Below are 13,346 nucleotides of genomic sequence, written 5' to 3' on the forward strand. Positions count from 1 at the left end.
CCCCCCGGCTTCGTGGCGTCGCCCTTTTTTATCGTTCTACGGCCCAGGCCTTCTCGATCGTCTGGCTGATCTTGTTGCCGACCAGATCCGTCGCCGTCACCCGGACGTTCGCGTACGACGCATCCCCCGGCGCGACCGGGATCCGCGCACCCACCGTGCCGCCGAGTCCACGCGGGCTGAGGTGGAGCCGTTGCCACGTCTTGCCGTCGTACGAGATCTCGGCGGTGGTCCGGAACAACCCCAGGCCGCGGGCACCCGGCTGGTACCCGGGCTTCAGGTCGAGCCAGCCATTGGCCACCTTGTAGTCGACCTGGACGAGCGGCAGCACCGACCGTCCCTGCGCCGGCTTGGACACGAACCGCCACTCGGTGTGGGTCGCGGTCGAGGTGGTCGCCCAACTGTTCGGCCCGCGCTTCTGGTCCAGGACCAGTTCGTACCAGGCCGCCTTCGCCGGGATCGCGAACTGCGCGACGGACCAGTCCTTGCGACCGAGCTCCACGCCGTTGCTGCTGAGCTTGAGGCTCGTCACGTCACCGCGGTCGCCCCAACCGTAGGTATCGCTGTCGCCACTCACGTACTGCGGGATCGCGATCCGCAGCGCGTTCTCGAACCGGGCGACCGGCAGGCCCTCGGACTCGCTGCCGGTGGCGTTGTACGGGATCGCCGGCCGCGTCAGTGACTCCCACCAGCCGCGGGTGACCTTCTCGTTCGGGCGGTAGCCGCGGGCGATCGTGTACTCGTACCCGGACTCGTTCCACTCCCCCGCCACAGTCCGCTCGTCCCACGTGACGCCCTTGACGTCGGTGGCCAGGTAGTCGGTGCGGACGACCGGTCCAGTCACCTGACGCGACGAGGACAGACCGGTGGAGATGCCTGGTAGGTAGGCGGACCGCTGGTCGAGATGCAGGTACCACGCGTCGTTGCGGTTGTAGTTCGTGGTCACCGCGGCCGGACGCATCTTCGCGATGTCGTACGTCAGCGGCCCACTCACTGTGGACGGCCCGACGGCCAGGTCGTAGCGGTAGGTGCTGTCGAGCAGACCGTTGAGCTGGAACGTCACCGGCCCCTTCGCCAGCAGATCGAGCAGTTGCTTCCCCTGCTCGGCGCGCAGCAGGTAGAACGGGATGCCCTGCTCGGACCCGGTCGACCAGAACCCAGGCGCCTCCTTGTACATGAAGATCGCCTTGGCCCCGGCGTCCTTCGCCGCCTTGACCTGCGGCACGACCTGGTTGAGGGAGCGCCAGCGGACCAGCGCCACCTTGTCCTTGGCTCCGGCCAACTCGGCCGCCGTACCGTCGCCGCCGTTGTAGAGCGGCAGTTTCTCGTTCCCCACGAAGACAGTCCGGTACGACGCTTCGTCCGGGGTCGGCAGGCGGAAGCTGCTGCCCGTGCCGCTGACGTCGACGGTCAGCTTGGGCTGGGCGAGGTCCCAGCGCTGCACGACCTGGAAGGTGCCGTTGGCAACCTTTCCGAAGTCCTGCACGTAAACACCGTTCATGACCCGCTCGTCGTAGGCCCAGCCGGAGACCGCGTCGCGGTCGCCGATCTTGCGGTGCCAGGCGAGGCCGACCCGCTGCCCGTCGGCCCGCAGCGGGGTCTTCACTGTGACCTTGTTCGCCTGACGGGCGTCGAAGGTGAAGGTGCGGTCGCGGTCGATCCACTCGTCCGGGTCGCCCATCAGGGTGACCGAGTTCGTCCAGTTCGCCTCGTCGCCGCCCATCGCGTACGCCATCACGCTGTACCGCCCGGTCGGCACCTCGAGGGTCCGGCTGCCGGTCTGGTCGAAGGCGATCCCGTTCACGTCACCGGTGGCCTGGTTCCACAGCTGCACGCCGCTCGCCCCGGTCTTCGTGGTCGCGGGCTGACCGTCGCGCCCGATCCCCTTCACCGTCACCTGGTGCATCCGTCCCCCGGCCGCGAACGCGAGACCGGTCCGGTACGACGTGCTGCCCGAACGTGCCGTGACGACGCCGGAGTACTTGGCCGGCTGGGTCTTGGCCAGGTCGAGGGTGACGGTCGCGGACGCCGTACCGCCGGCCGGGATCGTCAGCCGGGCCGGGTTGACCGTGATGGCCGCCTTGACCTTGGCGGGCGACTGGGCATCGACGGTCAGGTCGAGAGTGACCGGCTTGTCCGAGTTGTTGCGGTAGGCAACCTTACGGGTGACCGGCACGGGTGCGGTGGGTCCGCTCCAGGACAGGTCGCCGAAGAACAGGTTCGCGGTGTCCGGCAGGACCTTCGGGTCGAGTGCCTTCGGGATGTCGATCCGGCCGAGGCCCTGCTGATCGGTCCTTGCCGCGGCCGACGGGACAGCGGTCGCGGCGAGGGCAGCCTTCAGTTGCGAGCCGGTCCAGTCCGGGTGCCGCTGTGACAGGATCGCGGCGGCGCCGGCGACGTGCGGCGTCGCCATCGAGGTGCCGCTCATCGCCGTGTAGTACTGGCTGAGCACGTGGCCCTGCACGGTGCCGGCCGCGCGGGCGGCCGCGATCTCGACGCCGGGCGCGGTCACCTCGGGCTTCAGCGCGCCGTCGCCGAGGCGTGGGCCGCGGCTGGAGAAGTACGCGAGCTGGTCGTCGCGGTCGACCGCGCCGACGGTCAGCGCCTCGGCCGCCGCGCCGGGAGAACCAACGGTTTCCTCGGCGCCGGCGTTACCGGCCGCGATGACGAACAGGGCGCCGCTGGACTTGGAGAGCCGGTCGACGGCCTGGCTCATCGGGTCGGAGCCGTCGGTCGGCCAGCCGCCGAGGCTCATGCTGACCACCTTGGCGCCCTGCTGGACGGCCCACTCCATCCCAGCGATCGCCTCGGAGTCGTACCCGCCGCCGCCGTTGTCGAGCACCTTGCCGATCAGCAGTTCCGCACCCGGCGCGACGCCCTTGCGCTTGCCGTCGGACGCCGTACCGAGGCCGGCCACGATCGACGCGGTGTGGGTGCCGTGGCCGTGCAGGTCCTGGACCGCCTGGTCGGGGATGAAGCTCTCCGAGGCGATCACCTGCTTGGCCAGGTCGGGGTGGCCGGCGTCGTACCCGGTGTCGAGGACGGCCACCTTGACGCCGCGGCCGTCGTACCCGGACTTCCAGGCGGCCGGGGCACCGATCTGTTTCGTCGATTGGTCGAGGGTGGCGCGGGTGCGGCCGTCGAGCCAGATCTTGCTGACCTGGCTACCCGACTTGAAGGTGGTCGGGCCGCTGACGCTGTCCCAGAAGGTCTTGGCGTCCGACTTCTGCACGTTGACCGCGGTGCTGCCGACGCTGGGCAGCGTCCGGCGGACGGTCGCTGCCTGAGGCGCGGGCGGGGTGCTGCGCAGGGTCGACGGCGCAGTGAGGAGGAGCGGCAGCCGGTCGCTCTTCGCGTCGTCGTACCCCTGGGCGACCAGGTCGGTGAGGTTGAAGAGTCGCTTGTCGAGACGGCCTTCGGTGAGCAGCGGGTACGCCTCCGCCGGGACCAGGGTGAGGTCGCCGTCGAAGTTGCCGAAGTAGTACGGCTCGTCGCTGGTCAGCCGGGCGGAGACCTGGCCGTTCGAGCTGGTGGTCAGTTCGGCGACATCACCCGTGACGAGGGTGATCCGGTGCGTACTCGCACCCGGTGTCGGCCGTTCGGTGGTGCTGGTGTTTCCGGGGTCAGCGGCCTGAGCCGAGGTGGTCGCCAGCGTCAGGGAACTGGCGACCACCATCGCGAGCAGGCTCTTCGCGAGACGTGACGATCGGGTACTCACAGGCGGATACCTCCCGATGCCTCGACCCACGCGAGGCCATCTTCCGGAGCCTGACAGTTGCCCTCAGCCCCGGTCCACCGGTCTTCGTGACGGACATCCGCCATGGCTGGTTCTGGTCAAGTGGGTCCAGCCCCACCCAGGCGTGCGTCCAGGCGGATATCGCTGCGGCCGGGCGCTTCCTAGGTTCGACGGTATGGAGAAAAGACTGTGGTTCGTGGACAACCTGCGGGTGCTGCTGACCGTGCTGGTGGTCCTCCACCACATCGCGGTCACGTACAGCGGGATGGGGCTCTGGTACTACACCGAGGAGCCGACCAGTGGAGCGGTCGCGCTCTGGTTGACGGTCTTCCTGCTGGTCAACCAGGCGTGGTTCATGGGCGCCTTCTTCCTGCTCTCCGGCTACTTCACGCCCGCGTCGTACGACCGCAAGGGCCCGCGCGCGTTTCTCCGCGACCGGCTGATCCGGCTCGGGATCCCGTTGCTGGCCTTCTACTTCATGCTCAACCCGATCCTGTACGTCGGCTCCCACACCAGCTACCTGCACTCCATCGGCTCGGGGCCGTTGTGGTTCGTGCTCGCGCTGCTCGTCTTCGACGGGTCGTACGTCGCCTTCCGCCACTTCACCGGGAACCGGCGGCTGCGGGGCTCCGGGGCGCTCACTTATCGTGCCGTGATCGGGTTCGTGGTGGCGCTGGTGACCTACGCGCTGCGGATCGTGGCGCCGATGGGCACCTGGGTGCCGGTCATCGACTTCCCGACCAGCACCTACCTTCCGCAGTACGTGAGCTTCTTCGTCCTGGGGATCGTGGCGTACCGGCGGGACTGGTTGTCGACCATCACACCTCGGATGGGGAGGGTCGGGCTCGGGCTGGCGATCGGCGCCACGCTGGTGTTCCTGCCGCTCGCGCTGGTCCTCGGAGCCGATGCGTGGGTCGGGCACGGCACACTGAGCTCGCTGTTCTACGCGCTGTGGGATTCCACGTTCGCGGTCGGCCTCGTGCTCGCGCTGGTCACGTTCTTCCGCCGCCGGTTCAACACGCAGGGTTCGCTGGGCCGGTATCTGTCCAGGCACGCATTCACGGTGTACGTGATCCATGCGTTCGTGGTGATCGCGGCGGCGCGCGCCTTGAGTGTGCTGGAGGTGCCGACGCTGGCGAAGTTCGTCATCGCCGCAGTCGTGGTGCTCCCGGTCTGCTTCCTACTGGCAGGCCCCGTACGCCGGCTCCCCGGCGTACGGGCCGTGCTCTGAATCAGGCGAAGCGCTTGGCGACCTGCTCGGCGCGGTCGACCAGGTCCAGGTCGTACGCGACGCCGGGGACGTAGAAGTTCACGTAGTCGGCGCCGGCCTCCAGGGCGGCCTCGACCTTGTTCGCGATCTCGTCCTCGGTGGCGACGAAGTTGTCCTTGTCGAACTTCTCCCGGTTCATCGGGCCGAGCGCCTTCTCGGTGGCCCGCTGCGGGTCGTCACCCTTGTCGATCGGGAAGATGTTGAAGTTGGTCGACTTGATGATCTCGTCGTAGTCGCGGCCGACCTTCTCGCAGTGCCCGCGCAGGATCGCGCACTTCTCCTTGATCACCTCGGGGTTGCCGCCGCCGATGTTCGCCGCGTCGGCGTACTGCGCGACCAGTTTCAGCGTCACCTGCGGACCGCCGCCGCCGATCCAGAAGCTCGGGTGCGGCTTGCGGACACCCTTCGGCTCGTTGATCGGCTTGTCGATCGAGTAGTACTTGCCGTTGTAGACCGGCTTGTCCTCGGTCCACATCTTGACGATGATCTCGGTCGCCTCGCGGAAGGCGGCCATCCGGGGCTTCACCTCGGTCCAGTCGTAGCCGTACGCCTTCCACTCGTGCTCGTACCAGCCCGCGCCGATTCCGGCGTACAGGCGACCGTGGCTGGCGACGTCGACGGTGGACGCGATCTTCGCGTACAGCGCGGGGTTGCGGTACCCGTTGCAGCCGACCATCTGGCCGATGTTCACCCGCTGGGTGTCGCGGGCCAGCGCCGCGGTCGCGCTCCAGCACTCGAAGGTGGTGTTGTCACTGGGCTCCGGCACGGTGTGGAAGTGGTCGAACAGCCAGATCGAGTCCCACGACTGGTCGTCGGCGCGCTTGGCGACCGCCGTCATCGCCTCCCACTGCTCCACCGGATCCGCGATCTGCGCCAGATCCATCTTCCAGCCCTGCGGAACAAAGATGCCGAAACGTGTAGTCATGCTGACATCCTTTCCGGCCGCACCCACCAGGGTCCATCACTCTGGCTACTGAATTTGCACTCAATCGGACCACTACAACTTCTGAATCCCTCCCGGCGTCGTATCCCCGGCGACCACCGATCCGGGAGGACCATGACCACGTTCGACCAACTCTTCACCACGGCCGTCCCACTCATCGCCGCCGGGAACCACCACCGCGACGAACCTCCACGCGAGGGCGGCCGCTGGCCCGTCAGCGTCGTACTGGGCCCTCCACCGGACAGCGCTCTCGCCAAGCGCCTCGACACCCTCACCGCCGAGGCGGCCGAGTTGGCCGGCCCCGGTCACTGGCACACAGGCCAAGCATCGTCCGCACACCTCACGGTCCGTGCCCTGGAGACGTACCGAGCTTCCGTGGACCCCACCGAGCCCACAATCCGCCGCTACCAGGCCGCCATGGACCGCGCCGCCGCCGTCACCGGACCAGCTCGCATCGAGGTCACCGGCCTGACCCTCACCCCAGGCAGCGTGATGGCCTGTGCGGTCCCCTCAGACGACCAGGCCGACCTGTTCCTGGACCGCCTGACGACCGAACTGGGCCCAGACGCCTGGTTCGAAACCCCACACGGCCGCCGCGACATCTGGTACCTGAACCTCATCCACTTCACCACCGACATCGCCAACCCGGAGGCGCTGATCGACTGGGTCGCCACCCACCGAACGCTGAACCTCGGCGAAGCCACCATCCCCACCGCCACCCTCGTGCGCTTCCACCACACCCCAACCCCACCCCGGCCGCACATGCGCCCAGAGGTTCTTCATCGGGCCTCGCTCAAGGGATGGGTGAGAGCGCTCTAGTTCCGGAACCGGTGGGGGGTTGACCGGGGGGTGGGGAGGGCTGAGAGTCGGGCGCGAGACGCGGGTGTGGCCCGCGCCCGAGGCTAGGAGTCGCCCATGCCCAGGTGGCCTGTTGTTCGCCGGTCGAGACGCCGTACGGCGCTCATCACCGCAGGTGGGTTGTTGATCGGGCTGTTGCCGCTGCCGGCGGTGGCCGATGATCCGGCGCCGATCGTGCTGGCGGCGTTCGAGGGGGCGGAGCCGTTCGCGTCGCCGCCGAATCCGGGGATCTTCGGGTGGGGCAGTGACGGTGACGACCCGCCGACGATGGAACTGCAGGCGCGGGCGGATGCGCCGGCCGGCGAGAAGGTGTTGCACGGGACCTACAACATCAGCGGCTGGGGCGGGTTCAGCCACGACGTGACGTTCGACCAGAACCCTGGTGACTGGTCGGCGCACAAGGGCATCCGGTTCTGGTGGTACGGCCAGAACACCGCCCCGCTGCCGCCCGGGTCGGGGAAACGGATCTTCTTCGAGATCAAGGACGGCGGCGCCAACGCCGAGGCGTCCGAGCTGTGGAACACCAGCTTCACCGACGACTGGCAGGGCTGGCACCTGGTCGAGATCCCGTTCAGCGACCTGGTCTACCGCACCGACTACCAACCGGTCGGCGGGATCGACCAGGTACTCAACCTGACCCACATGTGGGGCTATGCCTTCACCATGCCGGCCGGGTCGCCGGGCGAGTTCGCGATCGACCAGGTCGAGGTGTTCGGCAAGGCCGACCCGGCACTGAAGGCGAGTGTCGTCACCGACGCCGGCGTCTACCCGGTCAAGGAGGGCGGCACCGCGAAGGTCAAGATCTCCGTTGCGACGACCGGCAGCACGCCACTCGAGGAACCGGTCACCGTCGCCTACCAGACCGGCACCGGAAGCGCCGGCTCCGACGACTACACGCCGGTCACCGGGACCTTCACCTTCCCAGCGGGTACGCCGTCCGGCACCACACAAACCGTGGACGTCGCGACCCGCAAGGACCGCACCGCCGAGGTCGCCGAGACGATCCCGCTGGAGCTCACCGTCACCGGAGCAAAGGCGCCGTCGACCCAGCCGACCGTCGTGATCAACGCGCACGACCTGCCGTACCTCAACGGCAAGCTCCCGCTGACGAAGCGCGTCGCGGACCTGCTCGCGCGGATGAACCTGGCGGAGAAGGTCGGGCAGATGACCCAGGCCGAACGCAACGCACTCCGGTCGCGCACCGATATCGCGTCGTACGCGCTCGGCTCGTTGCTGTCCGGCGGCGGCTCGGTGCCGACCCCGAACACCCCGGCCGCGTGGGCCGCGATGATCGACAACTTCCAGCTGAACGCACAGGCGACCCGGCTGCAGATCCCGTTGATCTACGGCGTCGACGCGGTGCACGGGCACAACAATGTGGTCGGCGCGACGATCCTGCCGCACAACATCGGCATCGGCGCGACCCGCGATCCGGACCTGGCCCGGCGTACCGGTGAAGTGACCGCGACTGAGGTCCGTGCGACCGGCATCCCGTGGGACTTCGCACCGTGTGTGTGCGTGGTGCGCGACGACCGGTGGGGCCGGGCGTACGAGGGGTACGGCGAGGACCCGGCCCTGGTGCAGTCAATGGCGACCGTGATCACCGGCATGCAGGGCAAGGCCGACGGCAGCCAGCTCAAGCAGAACAACCGCGTGCTGGCGACGGCGAAGCACTTCGTCGGTGACGGCGGTACGACGTACGGATCGTCGACAACCGGCTCGTACACGATCGACCAGGGCATCACCGAGGTCACCCGTCAGCAGTTGGAGACACTGCACCTGGCGCCGTTCAAGACGTCGGTGGATCTCGGGGTCGGCACCGTGATGCCGTCGTACTCGAGTGTCGCCATCGATGGCCAGGCACCCGTGAAGATGCACGGCAGTGGTGAGCTGATCAACGGGGTGCTGAAGGAGCGGATGGGCTTCGACGGGTTCGTGATCAGCGACTGGCAGGCGATCGACCAACTGCCGGGTGACTACCCGAGTGACATCCGGACGTCGATCAACGCCGGCCTCGACATGATCATGGTGCCGACGAACTACCAGGGCTTCACCCAGGGCCTGACCGACGAGGTGACCGCGGGCCGGATCCCGCTGAGCCGGATCGACGACGCGGTCCGCCGGATCCTGACCGAGAAGTTCAAGCTCGGCCTCTTCGAGCAGCCGTACGCCGACACCTCGCGCATCGCCGAGGTCGGGTCGGCCGCCCATCGCGCGGTCGGCCGCGAAGCGGCGGCGAAGTCCCAGGTCCTGTTGAAGAACGACGGCAACCTGCTGCCCCTGGCCGCCACCGCGAAGGTCTACGTTGCCGGGAGCAACGCGAACGACCTGGGCAACCAGATGGGCGGCTGGAGCATCAGCTGGCAGGGCGGTTCGGGTACGACGACCACCGGTACGACGATCCTGGACGGGATCAAGCAGGTGGCGCCGTCGGCAACGTTCAGCGCGGACGCATCGGCTCCGCTGGACGGTCATGACGTCGGCATGGTCGTGGTCGGCGAACGCCCGTACGCCGAGGGGATCGGTGACGTGGGCAACGGTCACGACCTGTTGCTGTCGGACGCCGACAAGGCCGCGGTGGACAAGGTGTGCGCGGCGATGAAGTGTGTCGTGCTGATCGTGTCCGGCCGGCCGCAGGTGATCGCCGACCAGCTCGGCGCGATCGATGCTCTGGTGGCGTCGTGGCTTCCCGGCACCGAGGGTGCAGGCGTCGCCGACGTGCTCTTCGGCAAGCGGCCCTTCACCGGTCGCCTCCCGGTCAGCTGGCCCCGGGCGGAAGATCAGCAGCCGTTGAATGTCGGTGACGCGTCCTACGATCCGCAGTACCCCTACGGCTGGGGTCTGAGCACGCAGGCGACGGCCCGGCAGAAGTTGGCCGAGGCGCGCAACGTCCTGCTGCAGAAGCAGGATCCGTATGCGCTGGCCGCAGGTGTCGCCGCCGGAGTCGCACTCCACGTCAAGGACTGGTCAGGGCCACAGGCAACCATTGCCCTGGCCGCCCTCGCCCAGTCCGGGAAGTACCTGGAGCGGACCAAGGCGGACTCCTACGCCGAGGGCGATGCGGTCGTCAGCGCTGCTCGCTGGATCGCGCAGAACAGGATCGGGCCGAACGTCGACGAGCCGACCTCGAAGCTCACCTCCGATGCGGAGCACCTGCTCCTCACCGGGAACCTGCAGGCCGCGGTCGACAAGCTGGCCGCGGCCTACCGGCTGAGGTAAGCCCAATGGGCGGGACGGAGAGCCCCCCTCATCCGTCCCGCCCATCCCCACGTCGACGCCCCTGATCGCCAACGCCCCCGCGTGGTCCCCCCAGGTCAGTGCCGTTCCGACAGGTAGACGCAGGTTCCGGCGAAAAGGTTCGAAACGGTCTAGACCGCGACGACCTCGCGGTCGCGGACCTCGGGCGTGGGCCTGGCCGACAGCTTGTTCGGCCACCAGGCCTTCCGGCCGAGCAGGACCATGATCGAGGGCAGCATCACGATCCGGACCAGGGTCGCGTCGATGAGGACGGCAACGGCCAGGCCGACACCCATCTGCTTCATCTCGAGCATGCCGAGGGTGGCGAAGACCGCGAAGACCGAGACCATCACCGCGGCCGCACTGGTCACCACACCGGCCGACTCGGTGATGCCCTTGCGAACAGCCTCCCGCGGCGTCAACCCCTCCGCGACGCCTTCCCGGATCCGGCCGAGCACGAACACGTGGTAGTCCATCGACAACCCGACCAGGATCACGAAGAGGAACAGCGGGATCCACGACACCACGAACCCGGCCGACGTGAACCCGAGCAGTCCTTCCGCCCACGTGTGCTGGAACACCAGCGCCAGTACGCCGAAGCACGCAGCCACCGAGGCCAGGTTCAGCACCGTCGTCACCAACGCGATCGCCAGGCTCCGGAACGTTACCGCCATCATCACCAGCGTCAGCGCCAGCACGAACGCGATCACATAGGGCAGCCTGTCCCGCTGATTGTTGCCATAGTCAACCGACTCCGCCGACTCGCCACCGACTGCCCAGGTCACCGACCCCAGCGCAGCCGGCGCCAACTCCGTTCGCAGCTGACTCAGCGCGGCCTCGCCGTTGGCACTGCTCTCCGGCAGCACCGACACCAACGTCAGTACCGCGGTGCCATCCGCCTGCCGGATCGCCTCCCCCGGCGGTACGACGAACTTGCCGGTCTGTACTGCGGACTCCTGCAGCCCGGTCAACGCCGCGACCGCACCTCCGCCCTGTGCAACCACGTCGTACGAAAGACCGCCCTGGGACGGGAAGTTCGCCTGCAGTTCCTTGAACGTGCGTACCTCGGGGATGCTTTGCGGCAGCGTGTTCAGATCGGCCGGCTCGGTCTTCATCCCGAGTGCTGGTACGGCGAGCGCGACCACAGCGGCCGCGGAGATCACCAGTGCGGCGCGCGGATAACGCAGTACCGGAGCCAGGATGCGACGGCTGATGCCGCCCGGACCGATGCGCCGGTTGAGCCGCCACAACAGCGGGACCCGCGGGCGGTCGACCCGGTGACCCAGCTTCGCGAGCAGGGCGGGCAACACGGTCAGCGAACCGAGCACCGCCACCGCGACGACCACGATCGTTGCCGTCGCCATCGACGTGAAGGTCGCGTCCTGCGAGACGTACAGGCCGGCCATCGAGACGATCACGGCGAGACCGGAGACGACCACCGAGTGCCCGGACGTCGCGGCAGCGATCTCGACAGCGTCCAGAGTGGTGCGGCCCTTACGGCGTTCCTCGCGTTCACGCTTGAGGTAGAAGAGCGAGTAGTCGACGCCGACCGCCATACCGATCAGCAGTACGACGTTCGCCACCGAACCACCGTCCGGGAACAAGTAGGACAGCGGCGCGTAGAAGCCGAGGGCGGCGCCGACGGCCGAGAACGCCAGCAGGACCGGGATTCCGGCCGCGATCAACGCGCCGAAGGCCAGCAGCATCAACGCGAAGGTGATCGGCAGGCTGAGCTTCTCCGCCTTCGCGAGGTCGGAGCCGACCTGCTTCCAGATACCAGCATCCACCGACGCACTACCGGCCTGCGCGATGCTCAGGTCGGGGTTCGCCTTCTGTACCTCGGCGGTGGTGGCGACGATCTCCTCGATGTTGTCGGACGCATCGTCCGGTGAACCTTTCAGCTCCATCGGGACGAGTGCGGCCTTGCCGTTCTCGGACCAGACCGGCTGCCCGACCGCCTGGATCGAGTCCAGCGCCTTGAGCTTCTGCTGGAGCTGGGCGATCGCCGTACTCGCGGCCGCCTTGTCCAGCGGTCCGTCCGGATCGGTCAGCAGGACGGTCTCGGTCGGGCGGTCGCCGAGTCCTGCCTTCTCGATCAGTTCCGCGGCCTGGCCGGACTGGCCGACCCAGTTGTCCTTGCTCTCGGTCTGCTGCTTCGGGATGGCCACCGACATCCCGACCGCGACGACGACGAGCAGCAGCCAGAGGCCGATCGCCCGCCATGGATGGGTTGCACTCCAGCGCGCAACGCGCACAGTTACTGATCCCCTGCTCACCCTGGCCACCTCTCGTTGGTTCGGTCAGGACGAGCCTGACCGGAGCACGAGCGGAACTCAGGAGTCTTGAGCCCCCCGACGGGGTGGACCTAGGCCTACCCTGCGACAGGTTCGGCGGTGCGGGAGCGGAGGCGGCGGAGCATCCGGGCGTCCTCGAAGCCGACCGCCCGCGCGGCCGCCTCGACCGTCGCACCGTGGCCGATCAGGTGTTCGGCGCGCTCGAGCCGCAGGAGTTGCTGGTAGCGCAGCGGGGTCAGCCCGGTCGCGGTGGTGAAGATCCGGGTCAGGGTCCGCTCGCTCACATCGACCTGGCGGGCGAGGTCGGAGAGCAGCAGGCGGTCGGCGTACCGGGCATCGATGACGTCCTGCACGCGGTGGGCGAGATCGCTGAGGTGACTGCGATGCCGCAGCATTGCGCTCTCCTGCAACTCGTCGCCGTTGCGCCGCGCGTAGACGACCATCTCCCGCGCCACCCGCGCGGCCGCCTCGGCACCACGCGCGCCGGCGACCAGCTGCAGCGCGAGGTCGATGCCACTGGCGATCCCGGCGGACGTGATCACCCGATCGTCCATGACATAGAGGACGTCCCGCACGATCGTTGCCTTCGGGTACCGCGCCGCCAGTTCGTCGGTCAGGTCGTGGTGCGTGGTGTACCGCCGGCCGTCGAGCAACCCGGCCGCCCCGAGTGCATCAGCTCCCGAGCACACACTCGCCACCGATCCGCCGGCCGCGTGGTGAGTGCGCAACCGTTGCCTGGTCTCCGGCCCGATCGGCGGCACCGGCGACAGCCGCGGCGACCTCCAGCCCGGTACGACGATCAGGTCGTTCGGACCGAGGTCGGGCCAGTCCAGCCGAGCCTTGACCGGGACGCCCTGAGCCGTGAGGATCTCGTCGGTCTCGGCCACGTAGCTCAACTGGTAGCCGTACCCGAGGTCGTTCGCGGTCGAGAAGACCTGCGCCGGCCCGGCCAGATCCAGCAGGTGCAGCTTCGGCACCAGTAGGAAGGCGACCTGGGTAGGGCTCATCTGG

General features: G+C 68.4%; 7 protein-coding genes. 3 read left to right on the forward strand and 4 right to left on the reverse strand.

Translation table 11 applies throughout. From position 1 onward, the window contains the following. Positions 1-28 precede the first annotated feature (28 nt). On the reverse strand, positions 29-3,715 hold the full coding sequence (locus tag EV652_RS15740; protein ID WP_242001795.1) for a S8 family peptidase: 3,687 nt from the start codon (positions 3,713-3,715) through the stop codon (positions 29-31). 193 nt (positions 3,716-3,908) lie between these two features. Here EV652_RS15740 and EV652_RS15745 point away from each other — a divergent pair, with 193 nt between their 5' ends. Beyond that, the gene (locus tag EV652_RS15745) at positions 3,909-4,964 is read left to right on the forward strand and encodes an acyltransferase family protein (RefSeq protein ID WP_132209877.1); all 1,056 of its coding nucleotides are present in this window, start codon (positions 3,909-3,911) and stop codon (positions 4,962-4,964) included. 1 nt (position 4,965) lies between these two features. Here the strand turns inward: EV652_RS15745 and EV652_RS15750 are convergent, their stop codons facing one another. Beyond that, positions 4,966-5,928, reverse strand: coding sequence for an LLM class F420-dependent oxidoreductase (locus EV652_RS15750; RefSeq protein WP_132209878.1), 963 nt, complete (start codon positions 5,926-5,928; stop codon positions 4,966-4,968). Positions 5,929-6,060: 132 nt separating this feature from the next. On the opposite strand from EV652_RS15750, the gene EV652_RS15755 reads away from it, so the two are divergent. Both EV652_RS15755 and EV652_RS15760 read left to right on the forward strand, forming a co-directional pair. Then, positions 6,061-6,765 carry a hypothetical protein gene (locus EV652_RS15755; RefSeq protein ID WP_132209879.1) on the forward strand — a complete coding sequence of 235 codons (705 nt, stop codon included), beginning with the start codon at positions 6,061-6,063 and terminating at the stop codon, positions 6,763-6,765. A 96-nt stretch (positions 6,766-6,861) separates the two neighbouring features. Continuing rightward, positions 6,862-10,023, forward strand: coding sequence for a glycoside hydrolase family 3 protein (locus tag EV652_RS15760; RefSeq protein ID WP_132209880.1), 3,162 nt, complete (start codon positions 6,862-6,864; stop codon positions 10,021-10,023). Positions 10,024-10,172: 149 nt separating this feature from the next. On the opposite strand, the gene EV652_RS15765 is transcribed toward EV652_RS15760, so the two are convergent. Both EV652_RS15765 and EV652_RS15770 read right to left on the reverse strand, forming a co-directional pair. Next, complete coding sequence (locus EV652_RS15765) at positions 10,173-12,296, reverse strand: MMPL family transporter (RefSeq protein ID WP_242001796.1); 2,124 nt, start codon at positions 12,294-12,296, stop codon at positions 10,173-10,175. Positions 12,297-12,412: 116 nt separating this feature from the next. Then, complete coding sequence (locus EV652_RS15770) at positions 12,413-13,342, reverse strand: GlxA family transcriptional regulator (RefSeq protein WP_132209882.1); 930 nt, start codon at positions 13,340-13,342, stop codon at positions 12,413-12,415. Positions 13,343-13,346 lie beyond the last annotated feature (4 nt).

This window comes from Kribbella steppae, from assembly GCF_004342025.1.
In the GTDB taxonomy this organism is placed as follows: Bacteria; Actinomycetota; Actinomycetes; order Propionibacteriales; family Kribbellaceae; genus Kribbella; species Kribbella steppae.